General features: G+C 56.2%; 16 protein-coding genes, 1 tRNA gene and 1 pseudogene. 9 read left to right on the top strand and 9 right to left on the bottom strand.

What is annotated here, in order from left to right; translation table 11 throughout:
- Window positions 1–151: 151 nt before the first annotated feature.
- Complete coding sequence (locus AC2FH9_RS12025; protein ID WP_496871682.1) at window positions 152–1,063, top strand: hypothetical protein; 912 nt, start codon at window positions 152–154, stop codon at window positions 1,061–1,063.
- 105 nt (window positions 1,064–1,168) lie between these two features.
- Window positions 1,169–1,713 (top strand): annotated as a pseudogene (locus AC2FH9_RS12020) (DDE-type integrase/transposase/recombinase).
- Between the two features lie 217 nt (window positions 1,714–1,930).
- Here AC2FH9_RS12020 and AC2FH9_RS12015 read toward each other — a convergent pair.
- From AC2FH9_RS12015 to AC2FH9_RS11980, 8 genes are all read right to left on the bottom strand, one after another.
- Window positions 1,931–3,028, bottom strand: coding sequence for a M56 family metallopeptidase (locus AC2FH9_RS12015; protein ID WP_496871680.1), 1,098 nt, complete (start codon window positions 3,026–3,028; stop codon window positions 1,931–1,933).
- Complete coding sequence (locus AC2FH9_RS12010) at window positions 3,015–3,410, bottom strand: BlaI/MecI/CopY family transcriptional regulator (RefSeq protein ID WP_142634715.1); 396 nt, start codon at window positions 3,408–3,410, stop codon at window positions 3,015–3,017. Before AC2FH9_RS12010 ends, AC2FH9_RS12015 begins: the two co-directional genes overlap by 14 nt.
- Before the next feature lie 65 nt (window positions 3,411–3,475).
- A complete protein-coding gene (locus AC2FH9_RS12005) occupies window positions 3,476–3,880 on the bottom strand; it encodes a DUF2160 domain-containing protein (RefSeq protein ID WP_142634713.1) in 405 nt (134 codons plus the stop codon).
- A gap of 8 nt (window positions 3,881–3,888) precedes the next feature.
- Entirely contained in the window at window positions 3,889–4,686 is a 798-nt protein-coding gene (locus AC2FH9_RS12000) for a carbohydrate ABC transporter permease (protein ID WP_142634711.1), read from the bottom strand.
- Window positions 4,683–5,546 (bottom strand): carbohydrate ABC transporter permease, encoded by an 864-nt coding sequence (locus AC2FH9_RS11995; protein ID WP_142634709.1) that lies wholly within the window; start codon window positions 5,544–5,546, stop codon window positions 4,683–4,685. The genes AC2FH9_RS12000 and AC2FH9_RS11995 overlap by 4 nt, the downstream gene beginning before the upstream one ends.
- Window positions 5,543–6,619, bottom strand: a complete 1,077-nt coding sequence (locus AC2FH9_RS11990) for an ABC transporter ATP-binding protein (RefSeq protein WP_496871678.1) — start codon at window positions 6,617–6,619, stop codon at window positions 5,543–5,545. Before AC2FH9_RS11990 ends, AC2FH9_RS11995 begins: the two co-directional genes overlap by 4 nt.
- Window position 6,620: 1 nt before the next feature.
- Window positions 6,621–7,670 (bottom strand): ABC transporter ATP-binding protein, encoded by a 1,050-nt coding sequence (locus tag AC2FH9_RS11985; RefSeq protein ID WP_496871677.1) that lies wholly within the window; start codon window positions 7,668–7,670, stop codon window positions 6,621–6,623.
- A 62-nt stretch (window positions 7,671–7,732) separates the two neighbouring features.
- Complete coding sequence (locus AC2FH9_RS11980; protein ID WP_271946219.1) at window positions 7,733–9,472, bottom strand: ABC transporter substrate-binding protein; 1,740 nt, start codon at window positions 9,470–9,472, stop codon at window positions 7,733–7,735.
- A 319-nt stretch (window positions 9,473–9,791) separates the two neighbouring features.
- Here AC2FH9_RS11980 and AC2FH9_RS11975 point away from each other — a divergent pair, with 319 nt between their 5' ends.
- The 7 genes from AC2FH9_RS11975 to AC2FH9_RS11945 are packed head-to-tail and all read left to right on the top strand — an operon-like array spanning window position 9,792 to window position 17,178.
- Window positions 9,792–11,153, top strand: a complete 1,362-nt coding sequence (locus AC2FH9_RS11975) for a V-type ATP synthase subunit B (RefSeq protein ID WP_496871675.1) — start codon at window positions 9,792–9,794, stop codon at window positions 11,151–11,153.
- Window positions 11,131–11,736, top strand: a complete 606-nt coding sequence (locus AC2FH9_RS11970) for a V-type ATP synthase subunit D (protein WP_496871673.1) — start codon at window positions 11,131–11,133, stop codon at window positions 11,734–11,736. Before AC2FH9_RS11975 ends, AC2FH9_RS11970 begins: the two co-directional genes overlap by 23 nt.
- Window positions 11,733–13,529 carry a V-type ATP synthase subunit I gene (locus AC2FH9_RS11965; RefSeq protein WP_496871672.1) on the top strand — a complete coding sequence of 599 codons (1,797 nt, stop codon included), beginning with the start codon at window positions 11,733–11,735 and terminating at the stop codon, window positions 13,527–13,529. The genes AC2FH9_RS11970 and AC2FH9_RS11965 overlap by 4 nt, the downstream gene beginning before the upstream one ends.
- Window positions 13,526–13,969, top strand: coding sequence for an ATP synthase subunit C (locus tag AC2FH9_RS11960; protein WP_281972343.1), 444 nt, complete (start codon window positions 13,526–13,528; stop codon window positions 13,967–13,969). The genes AC2FH9_RS11965 and AC2FH9_RS11960 overlap by 4 nt, the downstream gene beginning before the upstream one ends.
- Window positions 13,969–14,646: a hypothetical protein gene (locus AC2FH9_RS11955; protein ID WP_496693897.1), complete on the top strand. Its 678-nt coding sequence runs from the start codon at window positions 13,969–13,971 to the stop codon at window positions 14,644–14,646. The genes AC2FH9_RS11960 and AC2FH9_RS11955 overlap by 1 nt, the downstream gene beginning before the upstream one ends.
- A 1-nt stretch (window position 14,647) precedes the next feature.
- Window positions 14,648–15,340: a hypothetical protein gene (locus tag AC2FH9_RS11950; RefSeq protein ID WP_496689807.1), complete on the top strand. Its 693-nt coding sequence runs from the start codon at window positions 14,648–14,650 to the stop codon at window positions 15,338–15,340.
- Entirely contained in the window at window positions 15,337–17,178 is a 1,842-nt protein-coding gene (locus AC2FH9_RS11945) for a V-type ATP synthase subunit A (RefSeq protein WP_496785440.1), read from the top strand. The genes AC2FH9_RS11950 and AC2FH9_RS11945 overlap by 4 nt, the downstream gene beginning before the upstream one ends.
- 5 nt (window positions 17,179–17,183) lie before the next feature.
- Here AC2FH9_RS11945 and AC2FH9_RS11940 read toward each other — a convergent pair.
- Window positions 17,184–17,258 (bottom strand) — tRNA-Glu (locus AC2FH9_RS11940).
- Between the last annotated feature and the right edge of the window lie 2 nt (window positions 17,259–17,260).

The raw sequence follows: 17,260 nt of genomic DNA, 5'->3' as shown, positions 1-17,260 counted from the left end.
CTAGGAGTGGTTAGTGATCGAGCTGTCTGCAACAGGTATCCGGCTTTCATTCGACTTGCAGTTGGGGTTGATCGAGAGTTTCAGTGTGTACGACGGTGACGCTGAGATTTCACCGCTGCATCGCGCACCTTGGGTCGGCACAGACGAAGTTATGCCCGAAGGTATAGCACCTCATTTGGAAAAACTCGGCGGTGATTTCTTCTGCGCCCCATTCGGGTCAACTGAGGGGACATCGCCGCTGCATGGGTGGCCAGCTAACTCTCGTTGGAGACTTGAAGAAAAGACCGACAGCTATTTGCGCGCTGAGCTCGACAGAACGGTCTATGGAGCTAGGCTGCAAAAAGAGATTACACTGCATCCTGAGCATCCATTCGTCTACCAGCGTCACACTTTCATTGGTGGCGACGGCGCGATGCCGGTTGCAAATCACGCAAATGTATCCTTGCCCAATGGTGGGATCATTCATACTTCTCGAAAGCAGTGTTGGAGAACGCCTAAGGTTGAACAGGAAGTTGATCCGGCCTTAGGCTATTCAGCGCTTAGATATCCGGCTGAAAGCCAAACGTTGGCGTCTTTTCCCGGGAAAGACCGCGAAGTGAATCTGTCAAACTACCCATGGTCTCCACAGAGTGAAGACTTTGTTGTTGGATTGGATTCGCCTGATGAGAAATTGGGTTGGACCGCGGTAACTCGCCCCGTGGAGGGCGACATGTTCCTGTCGCTTAAATCGGCTCAGGCTTTGCCGATGACGATGTTGTGGCATTCGAACGGTGGTCGATATTATGCTCCTTGGTCGAGCCGCCACTTCGCCTGCCTTGGGGTTGAGGAGGGGGCCGCTTCGCCCATCCTGGGAAATGTCGAAAATAGTTTCCCGAACGATCACGGCGTCATTCATCTAAACCCCGATCGCCAAGTTGAGGTTACACATGTCATCGGGGCGCTTCGTTGGCGTAGTGGAGCCAGGGTGATTGCAGTTGAAACTCTGGGAAACCAACTTTTGATCCGAGGTACAGAAAATCAGGAGATTCTTGTGCCATTCGATCCGCAAGCCCTGAACATTTGAACGGGTGGTGCAGGGGAAATTGGCTTGAGACAGGCAGGGCAGTTTCGTAGCTTCGCTTGATGACAAAAACGCTCACTTTTATGCTGCTTCAAAACCAAGCCTGAGATCATTCGTCTAGCAGTGATGGTGTATGTTCGATTCTGGTTGAATAGGTTTGGCCCTATCTGTGCCGCAGAAAATAGCCGAAAACGCATAGATCGGATGCGATGTTTCGCGAATTGGTAGCGGCATCTAAATAAGGTTATTGTTGAAGATCACCGGCAAGCAATATTACCTGTGGCGGGTAGCCGACCATGAAGGCGAGGTGCTGGATATCTATGTCACGAAGCGCCGGGATCGTGTTGCGGCCTTTCTACACTTGAAGAAAGCGATGAAACGATACGGCCAGTCAGGTTTCGTCGTCACTGACAAGTTGCACTCTTACGACGCGGCGATGAAAGTCATAGGTAATGCCTCAAGGCAAGAAACTGGCCGTTGGAAGAACAATCTTGCTGAGTATTCACATCTTCCGTCGGCGAAAAGAACGTGCGATGCTCTGCCTCCGGCAAATGTGATGTTTGCAAAATTTTGCCGCAGACGACACTTCCGTCCATAGTCACTTCAATCATGAACGGCAGCTTTACTCACGCGACAAGTTCAAACTCAGTTGAACCGCCGCTCTTTCGGCGTGGAGCCAATTTAGTTTCGCCTAATTTTCAGCTTTCTGAGGTAGACTGAGACTGGTTCGAATTTGGCTGACAGCACCGCCACTCAGCCTGTTTCACCAAGCAACCTGCGATTTCTTTCTTCTGCAAACGCGGATTGGCTTCGCTGCAAGAATGTGCGTCGCGCTGCAGATCTTTCGAAATTATTTCCCACGAATAAGGGTCAGTTGCCCTGATTGCGGGCTTCCAACCGTTCAAGGTTCACAACGGTCGACAGCATCAACCTGTCATGGCTCCAGTCGTCTACAGGCTGCAATGACGCAGCGCCTAACGCCAATATCACAGCAAAAGCCACGCTTAAGGCAAAGAACAGAGGGGGCATTGTGGGTTGGATTGCAGGGGCATCTGCCAGGGCAATCACACGTTGACGCAAGACGCGTTTGGCCTTGCCCCCTTTAACCAATGCTACGTTCAATACACGCGGGCGGCCGCGCATTACTGAATTGGAGCAATAGTTCAGCAGGCAGGACGTGTATTCGACCGCGTTGATTTCACGGCGCGAAACGACGGATTGATCACAGGCCAGCTCGCGCAGCCGATCGAATTGAAACTTGAGAATCAGATATGCCGGGTTCCAGAACAGGAACGGCCGCAAAAGCTCGAACCCCAGTTCCCATTCAACATCGGCAGCCCTTACATGTTGCAGCTCGTGTGCAAGGGCAAACCGCATATCGCTGGGGGTGTTGAGCAGATGGCTGGGCAATACCACATGCCTGCGCCACAAACCGCGAACGGCGAAGGGGACTGTGACCCGGTCGGACAGGCGGATATCGACCTTTTCCGAGCTTCGCCACAGATAGCTGGAGCGAACAATGCCTCGGATTGCCAAACCGTCACGGATAATGCGCAGGATGCAGACCGCAGAATAGAGCGCCATTACCACCAAGATTGCCGATATAATCGGGTTTTCTCCTGCAAGGGTCTGTTCGATCCACCTTTGCCGGGTATTGAGCAGGGCCTCGAACTGGGTGGCGGGCATGGCGATATCGCCACGCAGATAGGCGGCAACGGCAAGATCCCCAATGGCGACCCCGCCTTCAACGGAATACATCGCCATGACCAAACCAGCCCCGATTGCCAAAAGGGGGCTGAGCAGTACGCAAAGACACAGAATTTTCAATGCGCGCAGCTGTGCAACAAACCCGTGTCGCATCTGCGTCATTGAAACCACGTATCTTGCCGCGATCCATACAATCGCTGCTAGGGCAAGAACCAGATTCAGTTCGAGAAATGCGTCGAGAACCGGTTTAACCGCTGTCATTTTGCAGTCTCCTCTCTACCAGTGCCCGAATATCCTCAAGATCTGCCTCGCTCAGACCGGCGTCATCTACCAACCGTGCAACCAGCGTGGCTGGTGTGTCATCGAACAAGGTTCGTGACAGGTTCTGCAGTGAGCGCGCCTGATACCTATCCTTTTCGAGAAGCGGCGTATAACTCAGGGTCTTGCCGTTTTTGCGACTTTCTACAAAGCCTTTTTCGTCAAGAATGCGAAGGATTGTGGCCCCTGACGTATAGGCCAGGTTCCGATCTGGTGGCAGCCGGTCCAGTACATCACGCACCGAGCCCTGACCCAGAGCCCAGAGTTCGTTCATGAACTCCAGTTCGACCTCGGTCAGCAGGTTTGTCGTCTTTTTCTTTCGCATTGATCCCAGTGCCGTCATTTTACCTGTGCCTGACAGACAAGCATCCTTTGATGGTTTCGCAAAGCTTAAACTTTCCAGAACACGAAAACGCCCCAGCCGATGGACAGGAACAGCGGTGTCCAGACCGGTTGCCCGACTAGCCCTAACCAGGCCAGAAAAATGTAAGCTGCCCCAAGCAATGTGATGAACAGCCGGTCGCCCAATGTGGTGGTCAAGCCCAGAACGCCGCGCCGTTCAATCCCGTCGCGGTATTTGAACCCTTCCAGCAGACCGATCAGCGCGATGGCTGAAAAGATGCCGACAAATACGGCCAGGGTCGCCGGTGTCCACGCCATCCAGAAATCCGGCCACAAGGGCGCGGTCCAGGAAAACTCTTTTTCTTCGGGCTGACCCACACTTCCCCACCCGGCCTGTGCTTGCGCCAAGGCCGAACCGGGGATCAGAAAGGGGATCAAAAGCAGTTTACGCATATCGAACCTCATACACGCCCCATCGCGAAACCACGCGCGATGTAGTTGCGGACAAACCAGATGACGATGGCGCCGGGGATGATGGTCAGCGTCCCGGCGGCGGCCAGCAGGCCCAATTCGTACCCGGCGCTGGACGCGGTTCGGGTCATTACGGCAGCGATGGGTTTGGCCTCGACCGCTGTCAGAGTCTTGGCCAACAGCATTTCGACCCATGAGAACATGAAGCAGAAGAATGCCGCGACGCCTACACCCGCTTTGATATTTGGCAGGAATATCGTGACGAAAAAGCGCGGAAAGGAATACCCGTCCACATAAGCGGTTTCGTCCAACTCTTTGGGGATGCCACGCATGAACCCTTCCAAAATCCACACCGCTAGCGGCACGTTGAACAGCGTATGCGCCAGCGCCACCGCCAGATAGGTGTCAAACAACTGAATTGACGAATAGAGCTGAAAGAACGGCAAGGCGAACACAGCAGCCGGTGCCATCCGGTTGGTCAGTAGCCAGAAGAACAACTGCTTGTCCCCTAGGAACCGATAGCGTGAGAACGCATAGGCCGCTGGCAGGGCTACACAGACGGAAAGTACCGTGTTCAGCGTCACATAGGTGATCGAGTTGATGTAGCCCCAATACCACGTCGGGTCTGTGAAGATCGTGATGTAATTTTCCAGCGTAAAGGTCTGCGGGAACAGAGAAAAGCCCGACAGGATCTCGTTCGTGGTCTTGAAGGACATCGCCACTAGCCAATAGATCGGCAACATCAGGAACGCGATATAGAGGATCGGGATGAGGGAGCGCTTTTTCATTCGGCGTCATCCTTTGTCATCAGAGTGTAGAAGACCCATGAGACCAGCAGTGTGATGGCGAAATAGATCAAGCTCATCGCAGCCGCAGGGCCAAGGTCGAACTGTCCCAGCGCGATCTTTACAAGATCAATCGACAGTAAGGTGGTCGAGTTTCCGGGACCCCCGCCAGTCAAAACGAAGGGTTCGGTGTAGATGTTGAAACTGTCCATGAACCGCAGCAGGATGGCGATTGTCAGAACCGTCTTCATCTTGGGTAACTGGATATACCGGAACACTGACCACGGGCTTGCACCGTCGATCTTGGCCGCCTGATAATAGGCGTCCGGGATCGAAACCAGGCCCGCGTAGCACAGTAGAACCACCAGCGAAGTCCAGTGCCAGACATCCATGATGATGACAGTGATCCAGGCCGACAATGGTTGCTGTGTCATGTCATAATTGATGCCCAGCACGTCATTCAGAAAATACCCCAGCAGGCCGATTTTTGGCAGGGTAAAGATGTTCCACATCGAGCCGACTACGTTCCAGGGGATGAGCATCGGCAGAGCCATCAGCACCAGACAGACCGGCACCCAAAAGCCTTTGCGCGGCATCGACAGGGCGACAATGATGCCCAGCGGCACCTCGATGATCAGGATCATGAAGGTAAACAGGAACTGTCGCCCCAAAGCGGCCTGAAAACGGTCGGAGCGCAGGATTTGTTCGAACCATCCCAGCCCTTCCCAGAAGAACTGGTTATTGCCGAAGGTCTCCTGCACCGAGTAGTTGACCACTGTCATCATTGGCACCAGCGCGTTGAACGCGACCAGTGCCAGAACCGGCAGGACAAAGAACCATGCTCTTTGGTTTATTGTTCTCATTGGGCCCGCTCCTGCGTTGCGATCCAGCCGTCGCGATAGACGCGGGACTGCTCGGGTTTGAATTGCAGAAAGACCATCGAGCCTTGTTCGGGGGCATTGTGTTCGGTGACGGCCTTGATCGGCGTGTTCCCAACCATGGCACTGACCACGTAATGGCGCCCGATATCGGCCACTTTGGTGACATGTGCCGGTATGCCGGATTGGCCGAAGCCTACATATTCCGGGCGTATTCCCAGATCGGTGCGACCACCTTCACCATGGGTCGGACCTTCCAAGGCCACCTCATGCCCTTCGAAAATAGCGCGATCGCCCTTGGTCTCGCAGGGCAAGACATTCATGCCGGGCGAGCCGATAAAGTGACCAACGAATGTATGCTGAGGCCGCTCGAACAGTTCAACCGGCGTACCAATCTGAACCACTTCACCATCCTGCATGACCACGACTTCATCAGCAAAAGTCAACGCCTCGGTCTGGTCGTGGGTGACGTAGATCATTGTGGCTTTTACGCGCTGGTGCAGCTCTTTCAACTTGGACCGCAGTTTCCATTTCAGATGCGGGTCGATCACGGTCAGCGGCTCATCAAACATCACCGCATTCACGTCATCGCGCACCAGTCCGCGCCCCATCGAGATTTTTTGCTTGTTGTCCGGGCTCAGGCCAGAGGCTTTGGTGCCCAGCATATCCGTGACATCCAGCATTTCGGCAATCTCATCAACACGCCGCTTGATGGTTGCAGCGTCAACGCCCCGGTTTTTCAGAGGAAAGGCTAGGTTCTCGCCTACGGTCATCGTGTCGTAGATCACTGGAAATTGAAAAACCTGCGCAATGTTGCGCTGATCAGGGGGCAGGGCGGTCACGTCGCGGTCATCAAACAGGATCTGCCCCTCAGAGGGCGTCAGCAGGCCCGAGATGATGTTCAGCAGCGTAGACTTGCCGCAGCCCGATGGCCCCAGCAGCGCATATGCCCCACCATCGCGCCAAGTGACGTCGATTTCCTTCAGCGCATAATCTTCGGGGCCTTGCGGCGATGGCATATAGCTGTGTCGAAGGTTTGAAAGCTTGATCTGTGCCATGTCAGGCCACCCTTTTGCCGTCTTGGCCGAAATACCGGCAATGGGCCGGATTCATATAGAAACTATGGTCTTCGCCAACCTGATAGGGATGTACGCCCGCCGCCAATGAAACCCATGCGTCGTTCCCATGTTGGAAATGCGCACTGGAGTCAGATCCGGATAGCTCGGTCACGATCACACGCCCGGTCAATTCTACATCTGCGTCCGATGTGCGGAATGGCGTCACGCGATGCGGGCGTACCGCAACTGTGTATTCACCGTCTGCGATGCCGGTGACGGCCCATCCACCGCCCCCTGCAAGTTGCGCCTGCGCACCCGAGACGGTGATATGCGCGACGTTGATGGGCGGATCCGAGAACACACGTGCGGCAGCGATGTTTTCCGGATTGCGGTAGATATCAGCGGTTGACCCAAATTGGGTGACCCGGCCGTCTGCCATCAGAGCGGTATGACCACCGAGCAGCAATGCTTCTTCCGGTTCTGATGTCGCATAGACCACAACGGCCCCGCGTCCGGCAAAAAGATCAGGAAGTTGCTCGCGTAGCTCTTCGCGCAGTTTGTAGTCCAGATTGGCAAGGGGTTCATCAAGGAACACGGCCCGGCTTTCCTTGGCAATCGCGCGGGCCAAAGCGGTGCGTTGTTGTTGCCCACCCGACAGCTCGTGCGGGCGGCGCTGCAGCATCGGACGCAGTTGCAGCAGATCAGCGGCCTCTTCCACGCGGCCTTCGATTTCGCTTTTCGCCATGCCTGCCACGCGCAGGGGCGAGGCAATGTTGTCGAAAACGCTCATATGGGGGTAATTGACGAAAAACTGGTGCACCAGACTGATCTTACGCTTCTGCGTATTCAGCCGAGTCACGTCCTGACCGTCCATCAGGACTTTGCCTGTGGCGATCGGATCCAGTCCAGCCATCATCTTGATCAGTGATGTTTTCCCGGAACCGGTGGCACCCAGTAACACATTGAAATGGCCTGTTTGCAGCGTCAGATTCGTGGGTTTGATATGGATGACGTTGCCGACCCGTTTGGTCGCGTCTTGAAGTTCGATCATCTGGTGTTCTCTGGGGGTATTTGGGGGTAGGCCGGGTCTGAGCCCGGCCTACGAGTTTACGCTTACTGGGACTGCCAGCGCTGAACCAGTTCGTCATAGTTGACGGTCTGGCCTTGCGGCTTTTCGTTCTCCAGCTTGGCTTTTGGCGAACCCGGCTTTTCCAGCCAGAAGGACGCATCCTGCGGCTCGTTCAAGCGCGGACCACAACCGCCGTAGACACCGGCGCTTTCATCCGCGGCCTGCATCCGGCCCATTGTGATGTCCATCTCTTCGGCCAGACGATCCATCGCTTCTTGCGGAGTGAAGGCACCCGAGTTCACGTCACCGATCTGCTGCCACCAGATCTGGGCCAGCTTTGGATAATCCGGCACGTTGATGCCGGTCGGCGACCATGCCACACGGTCAGGCGAGCGGTAGAACTCGACCAAACCACCCAGCTTGGGCGCGCGTTCGGTGAACGACTCGTGGTTGACCGAGCTGTCGCGGATGAAGGTCAGACCCACGTGGGACTTCTTCACGTCGACCGTCTTGGACGTCACGAACTGGGCATAGAGCCAAGCCGCCTGAGCACGATCCGCCGGGGTCGACTTCAGGAAGGTCCAGGATCCCACGTCCTGATACCCAACCTTCTGACCGTCTTCCCAATAGGGGCCATGCGGGCTCGGCGCCATCCGCCAAAGCGGTGTGCCTTCGTCGTCGACTGTGTTGTTGCCTTCGGACTTCGGCTTCACCATGTCGGCGGTAAAGGCGGTGTACCAGAAGATTTGCTGGGCCACGTTGCCTTGGCTAAGCGCCGGCAGCGACTGGTAGAAGTCATAAGACGCGGCACCTGGAGGCGCATAGTTGCGCAGCCATTCGTCCCATTTGCGGATCGCATAGACCGCAGCCGGACCATTTGCAGCACCACCGCGCGACACAGATGCGCCAACAGGGTTACAAGTGCCCGCTTCCATGCGGATGCCCCATTCGTCAACGGGGATACCGTTCGGCTCACCCTTGTCGCCAGCACCAGCCATCGACAGCCAAGCGTCGGTCATACGCCAGCCAAGGTCAGGCGCGCGCTTGCCGTAATCCATGTGGCCATAGATCGCGGTACCGTCGACTTCTTTCACATCGTTGGTAAAGAAATCGGCGATGTCTTCGTAAGCGGACCAGTTGACCGGAACGCCCAGATCATAGCCGTACTTCTCTTTGAACGCGGCTTTGTTTGCCTCATCGTCGAACCAGTCCTTGCGGAACCAGTAGAGGTTCGCAAACTGCTGATCAGGCAGCTGATACAGCTTGCCATCCGGACCGGTGGTGAACTGAATGCCCATGAAGTCATCCAGATCCAGCGTCGGAGAGGTCGTGCCCGCCCAGTCGCCACCCATCATGTCGGTCAGCGGATACGCCAACTGCAGACGCGAGTGGGTGCCGATCAGGTCACTGTCGTTCACGTAGCCGTCATACAGGTTCCGACCTGTTTGCAGCTGGGTTTGAACGGCTTGAACTACTTCGCCTTCACCCAGAATCTGGTGATTGACCTTGATGCCGGTAATTTCTTCGAACGCCTTGGTCAGAACCTCAGATTCGTAAGAGTGCGTAGGGATGCCTTCGGACAGGACGTTGATTTCCATGCCATTGTAAGGCTGTGCAGCTTCGATGAACCATTGCATCTCGGCCATCTGTTCGTCTTTCGACAGGGTTGATGGCTGGAATTCGTCGTCGATCCAGCGTTGTGCTGCGGCTTCGTCGGCCCAAACGGGACCGTGCCCCGCAATGACGGCAGCCGCCGCCACTGCGGAAAGTAGATGTCTCCGCATCTGTTTCCTCCCAAAGATAATGTGATCCGGCGCAGACCGGATGACGATCAGCATCAGCGATTTGCCTCCTGCGTGTCAAACTAAATTTTTAGTAATTGAGGTGATGACCGCTATAAATTTCTGAAAATGAATTGATTTATGTCATGTTTTAAAGCACCATTTACCCATTAATTTCAGTTTGCAGACCCCTTGAATGCAGGGTCGCGCGCATGGTTCTTCGGCAGACGCTGTGATGTGGGTCGATTTGAAAAGCAGACCTTTGTGACCGTTTGCTGCACGATTTGAGTTCAATCAAGTTTTCAGGCTAGAAGGATCAGAAATGTCCCGAAGTCTTCTGAAATTTACCCGCGTTCTCGAGATCGTGGGGGATACGCTAAAGATAAAAGTTCCGAATGACGGGTCCGCTGACGCGACGGTGCGTTTCAACGATCTGGCCGTGATCGAAACCGTCGATGGGCACAGAACGCTGGCGCAAGTCATCTTCATCGACCGCGATGTGATAACCTTGCAAGTGTTCTCGGGTACCAAGGGGATTTCGACCGAGGCGACAGCAACGTTCCTTGGTCATCCGATGCAAACCCCGTATTCGGCCAATATTCTGGGCCGGGTGTTTGACGGCGCAGGCGAGGCGATTGACGGCGGTCCGGACTTGTCTGCCGAACCGCGCATCGACATTGGGGGACCGACGGTGAATCCGGTTGAGCGGTCGGTTCCCAACAAGATGATTCGCACGGATGTGCCGATGATCGACGTGTTCAATACGCTGGTCGAAAGCCAGAAGATCCCAATATTTTCGGTATCCGGCGAGCCGTTCAACGCGTTTCTCAGCCGCATCGGCATTCAAGCGGATGCGGATATTGTTGTGTTTGGCGGGCTAGGGCTGATTTTTGACGACTTCCACACGTTCAGAACCTCGTTCGAGGATGCGGGCGTGTTCTCGCGGACCGTGATGTTCGTCAATCAGGCCATGGACCCGTTGGTCGAACGCCTGCTGGTGCCGGATATGGCGCTGGCCGTTGCCGAGAAATTCGCTGTGGAAGAGGGCAAGCGTGTTCTGGTCCTGCTGACGGATATGACCGCCTATGCCGATGCGATGAAAGAGGTTGGGATCAGTCAGGAGCGCGTCCCATCGCAGCGTGGATATATGGGCGATCTCTACTCGCAACTGGCACGACGGTATGAGAAAGCTTGCGACTATGCCAAAGGTGGATCGGTTACTGTGCTGACTGTCACAACCATGCCCGGGAATGACGTGACGCATCCGGTGCCGGACAACACCGGATATATCACTGAAGGCCAGTTTTACCTGCATTCCGGGGTGATCGACCCGTTCGGCAGTTTGTCGCGCCTCAAGCAGAATGTAATCGGCAAGACCACGCGCGAAGACCACGGCCAGATCATGAACACGATGATCCGGTTCTATTCCGAAAGCCGAGATGCCGCGCAGAAACAGGCCATGGCGTTTGACCTATCGGATTATGACAACCAGTTGCTGAAATTCGGCGCTTTGTTCCGAAAACGCTTTATGGACATCAACGTCTCGATCCCGCTGGAGGATGCGTTAGATCTGGCATGGAAGACACTAGCTGATTGCTTTGCCCCCGAGCAGTTGCTGATGAAGCAGGATCTGATCGACAAATACTTCCCAAAGGATGCACATGGCGCGGTTGCAGCTGAATAAATCGTCGCTTGCGCGCGAGCAGACGCAGCTGAAAAGCTATGAGCGGTTCTTGCCGTCTCTGGGCCTGAAGCGTCAGCAACTGATGGCTGAACGGGCCAAGGCACGTAAAAATGTGCAGCACCTGCAGGAGGAGGTGACGCGCTTGGCACAGCAGGTCGGGGAAAAGCTGCCCATGCTGGCGCAACAAGGTGTCGACCTGGAAGGGTTGGTCGAACTAAAGGATTACCGGCTGAAGAAGGTCAACGTGGTTGGCGTTACCATGCCCGATCTGGACCGAATCGAGGTCGCGGTACGTCCGTATTCCCTTTTGGCCAAGCCACATTGGGTGGATGCAGTGGCGCGTTTGTTGCATGACATGATCGAAGCCCGATTGCGCGTGAAAGTGGCCGAAGAAAGGGTCAGGATTTTTGACAAATCAGTCGCCACGATCACCCAGCGCGTCAATCTGTTCGAGAAGGTGTTGATCCCGCGCGCCAGGGCCAACATCAAGAAAATCCGCATCTATCTGAGCGATGAACAGATGCAATCCGTTGTGCGCTCGAAAATCTCCAAACGCAAACATGCGAAGGAGGTAGCGGCATGAGTGTTGCAAGGCTGAAAAAACTGTCTTTGGTCGGCCGCGCCGCGAACAAGGGGGACACTCTGGGCGCGCTGCAGACATTGGGATGCATGCATGTTTTACCTTTGGCACCGCCGCCGGCAGAGCCAGAGCGGATCAACGAGCGTGGAGCCCGAGATGCGTATAAAGCATTGCGGTTTTTGAAAGAATCGTCGGAAACGCGCCGTCAGGTTCGGCGCGATTCTGGTTTTGATATGGACCAGTTCGTCGGTGAAGTCCTGGACTTGATGCAGCGCATAAGGGATATGACCGACCACCGGGATTTTCTATCCCACCGGATCGCTCAGGTGCGCCCGTGGGGAGATCTGGATTTTCCGCCGAGTGATGTGTTGGCAGGCAACCGGCTTTGGTTCTATCAACTGCCGCTAAAGCACCGCGAGGCACTGGCGGAGCTTCAGTTGCCCTGGGCCATCCTGCAAGAGGATCACCGGTTTCTCTACGCCGTTCTGATCGCCCCGGAAGATCCCGAAGACGACATACTTCCAGTGCCGCGCACCCATACGGGTTCGTTGCCCATTCACGAGCTTGAAGCTCAGCTGGAAGAGGCCGAAATCGCCATTGAGGCGCTGGAAGCCGAGCGTATCGGGCAGACCCGTTTTCTGACGTTGATGCGGCGTAATCTTGCCGCCGCCGAAAGCGCAGCCGAACTGGCCCATGCCACGCAAAAGGTCCGCGACGAAGGCAAAGTGTTTGCCCTGCAGGGTTGGGTGCCCAGCGATCAGGTCGAGGCTGTCCTGGACATGGCCAATTCGCAGAACGCCGCTGTTTTGATCGAAGACCCGGGCCCGAACGAGATGCCTCCGACGCTGCTTGAGCAGCCGGAAAATCGCAGTGCAGCGGTAGACCTTGCCCTGTTCTATCAGGTTCCTGGGTACCGAGAATGGGACCCCAGCATAATCGTGTCCGTCTCGTTCGCGATCTTCTTTGCGATGATCGTTGCGGATGCCGGCTATGGCCTGGTTATCCTGCTGGGGCTGTTGGCCTTCTGGAAACGTCTCGACAATACACCGGCGAAAAGATCGTGGCGGCTTTATGGTCTGATCATCTCGGGCGCGACGGTCCTATACGGGATTTTGGTTGGAAGCTATTTTGGCGCTTCCCCGGCCTCGGGCACGATCTGGGGGAAACTCAAGCTGTTGGACCTGAACAATTTCGACTCCATGATGATGATTTCAATCGTGGTCGGCGTTCTGCACCTGATATTGGCGAATGCGCTTGCAGCACGCGCGTCTTGGGGGCGGCGCAGTTCCGTTGCCAATCTTGGCTGGATCGCGGTGTTGATCGGCGGGTTCATACTGTGGCTGAGCTATATGAAAGGCGGACCCACAGCACCGGGTGCTGCGATTATGATCGCAGGCGCTTTGGCGATCCTTCTGTTCACCAGCGAGCGCGAGATTGCCAAACCGTCAGACTGGCTTTGGCGCCTTATAGAAGGAGTGCAGGGGCTGGCCGGGGCGATGGGGGCCTTTGGCGATGTGCTTAGCTACATGCGCCTGTTTGCGCTGGGGCTGGCCTCGGCTTCGCTGGCGATCACGTTCAACGATCTGGCGGTCTCGGTGATGCAGTCCCTGAAAGGGCTGGGCCTTCTGTTCGGAGTGTTGATCCTGATCGCCGGGCATATCCTCAATTTCGCGCTCGCCATGATGAGTGGCGTCGTTCACGGATTACGTCTCAATTACATCGAATTCTTTAAATGGGGCCTGCCGGATGAAGGCATCGTCTTTCGCCCGTTCGCCCGCAAGGAGGTTCAGGAATGAATGAGCTTGTACTTACATTGGGCTGGTTGGGAATCTATGCCCCCATGGCGCTGGGCGCCGCAGCAAGCGCGATTGGCTGTTCCATTGCTGGACAGGCCAGTATCGGAGCGATGACGGAAACCGAAGGCGGGTATGGCCGGTTTATCGGCGTGTCGGCCTTTCCATCGACGATGGTGATCTACGGCATCGTCATCATGTTCACGCTGAACCGCGATGTGACGCCTGAAAATGCAGGCGGGCTGTTCGGGATCGGTATCCTGTCGGGCATCGCCCTGATGTATTGCGGCATCTGGCAGGGAAGGGCCTGTGCTGCAGCGATCAACGCAACCAAGGAAAAGCCCGAGATTTTTGGCCTGGCACTTGCGCCGGCTGCAATCATTGAGGGCTTTGGCGTATTTGCCTTTGTGTTTGCTTTGGTCATCAGCGCGGGGATTAGCTGATGGCACAGGACGGGATTATTTCGCATGGGGTGGATGCGCTGATCGACAAGCTGCGCAGCGATGGTGTGGCTGCCGGTCAGGCCGATGCAGACAAGCTGCGCGCTGAAGCCAAAGCCGAGGCGGCCAAAATTCTTGCCGATGCCAAGCGCGACGTAGATGAGTATCGGAAAAAGGCCCGTGCCGAGGCGGATAATTATCGCACAGCCGGAGAAGAGGCGCTGAATACAGCGATGCGTGATGCGGTGCTTACAATGAAGGCCGGTTTGACAGATCGATTCCGCAAGGATGTTGAACGGCTGGTCACCCAAGAAATGACTGATCCTGAACTGCTGAAACAAATGATCCTTGAAGTCGTCGGTCGCGCCGCGTCAGACGCCAGACTGGAAGGGCCCGCGCAGGTCATACTGCCTCCCAGGGTCGCCACTCAGGATGACATCAAACAGAACGCCGATGATATTCAGTCGGGAAAGCTGACGCGTTACGTTCTGGGACTGACGGCTGAAATGCTGAAGGAACAGGTTGAGCTGCACAGCGCGGATGACACCCAGAATGGCATCCGCATCCGGGCTGATGAACAGGGGGTTGTTCTGGATCTGACCGATAAGGCCGTCGCCTCGTTGTTGATGGAACATTTGCAGCCGCGCTTTCGTGCCGTTTTGGAAGGTGTGATCCGGTAACATGTCGGACCCTGACGCCTATATCGCGCTGATCAGCAGCCTGCCGGGCTCGGAACGGTTGTTCATCGCCAAACAACCTCCGCTGTCGCGGCTCAGGCTGGACCGGCGATTGCGGGTGCTGACACCAGCGGATGCGCGGGTTCTGGAGGTAATGGAACACGCTCTGAACTGGAACAACTATGATATGAACGTCTCGGATGCACAGACCATTGAGCGATGCAAAGAAGCGCTCCGGCACATTCCACAACCGACCTTGCGCAAGCTGTTCATGGAACGGATGGATTTGAGGACTGCGGTTGCCGCGCTGCGCCTGCGCAAACAGGGGGGTGCTGCACCTAGTGGCGTCTATGGCATTGGACGCTGGAGCCGACACATTCCAGCCAACTGGGGCGACCCTGCCTTTCGGCTGGAAACCCCAATGCCCTGGATCAAAGAAGCCAAACACTTGCTGGATGTCGATGACCCCCTGGGGCTTGAACGGTTGCTTTTGTCGGTCAGCCATATGCAACTGAAACGCTACGCCGCGCGCCATCTATTCGATTTCGAAGCCGTGGCGATTTATGTTCTGATCTGGAATATTTTTGATCGCTGGGCGCAAAGCAATGCGCGTGACGCGGCAACGCGCTTTGAGAAACTGGCGCAACACGCCATGGCAAGTGCGATCGACTTGGATTTTGAGGGAGTAAGCGCATGACAGCCCCAACCTCCGCCACGCAGACCTCTACTGCCCGCGTCGTCTCGGTACAGGAAGGGCTGGTACAAATTCAGGCGAACCCTGATGCCACGGGCCATCCCGGACAGCTGGTCAAGAATGAGGTCGTTTTCATTCTGCCCACGCGGCCCGGCCCCGGTGGACGTCAGGAACGTCTGAAAGCCGAAGTGTTACGGGTGCGGGGCGACACTGCCGATGTGCAGGTATACGAAAGCACTGACGGCGTCGCCGTGGGCGACCCGGTCGAACAATCCGGGCAGCTGCTCTCGGTCGAACTTGGTCCCGGGTTGTTGGGGCAGGTGTTTGACGGCTTGCAGTCGCCTTTGGCCAAAGTGGCGGCAGAATTCGGAACCTTTCTGCCGCGTGGGGCGGACGTGGCGCCGCTGGACACTCAGGCAAAGTGGTCGTTTACCCCATCGGTCAAGGTGGGCGACACGGTCACTGCAGGCGACAGCATCGGGGCGGTGCCCGAGGGGCATTTTACCCATAAGATCATGCTGCCCTTTAACTGGGTTGGGGATTACAAAGTCATTTGGGTTCAGAAAGGTGCGGCCATGATCCATGATATCGTGGCGCGGCTTGAAGATGCACAGGGGGGTGAGCACACGCTGACCCTGTCGCAGAAATGGCCGGTACGGCGGGCTTTGCCGGAAAACGTTCTGAAACGCACCCTGTCCGAGCGGCTCTATCCGACCGAACCTGTCCTGACCTCTCAGCGCCTGATCGACACGTTCTTTCCGATTGCCCGCGGTGGGACGGCCTGTATTCCCGGTCCGTTCGGCGCAGGCAAGACGGTGCTGCAGAACCTGATTGCACGCAACGCCAAGGTGGACATCGTGATCGTGGTGGCCTGTGGTGAACGCGCGGGTGAGGTTGTCGAGACGATTGCGGAATTCCCGAAGATGACCGACCCGACCACTGGCGGCAGTCTGATGGACCGGACGATCATCATCTGCAACACCTCCTCGATGCCCGTAGCCGCGCGCGAAGCGTCTATATTCACCGGGATCACTCTGGGCGAATATTACCGTCAGATGGGGTACGACGTGCTGCTGATTGCGGACAGTACCAGTCGCTGGGCTCAGGCCATGCGCGAGACATCCGGCAAACTGGAAGAAATCCCCGGCGAGGAGGGCTTTCCCGCCTATTTGGAAAGCTCAATCAAAGGGCTGTACGAGCGGGCCGGAGCGATGAAGACCAATGATGGCGACACCGGCAGCCTGACCCTGATCGGGACCGTGTCACCGGCAGGTGGAAACTTTGATGAACCGGTCACGCAATCGACGCTGTCCACGGTGAAGTGTTTCCTCGGCCTGTCGTCCGAACGCGCCTATAAGCGGTTCTATCCTGCGGTCGATCCGATGCTCAGCTGGTCGCGTTATCTGGAACAGCTCTCGGACTGGTACGACACCAACGCCGAGGCCGGATGGACGGGCAAAGTGCGCGACTTGCTGGCATTGATCGAAAGGGGCGAACAGGTTGACCAGATGATGCAGGTGACCGGCGAGGAAGGGGTCACGATCGAGGATTTTGTGACTCAGCAAAAGGCGCTGTTTGTCGACATGGTCTATCTGCAGCAGGATGCCTTTGACCCGGTGGATGCGTCGGTGCCGCTAGAGCGTCAGAAGATGACGTTCAAACTGGTCTATGGCGTCACTCAATCCACCGCGCAGTTCGCCGACAAGGCCGAGGTGCGCCAGGTCTTCACTCAGCTTACGGGATTGATGAAGAACTTCCACTATGCCGCCGAAAACACGCCGGAATTCAAATCTGTCTGGGGACAGGTGCAGGCCCTGTGTCAGGAAAAGTTCGGTGTGTGAAAAAATGGTAGCCCGTAGGGGAATCGAACCCCTCTTTCCAGGTTGAAAACCTGGCGTCCTAACCGATAGACGAACGGGCCAC

It is taken from the genome of Ruegeria sp. CDSC081, assembly GCF_059610485.1.
Note: the sequence above shows the minus strand (reverse complement) of the source record. Positions and strands in the feature narration are given on the sequence as shown.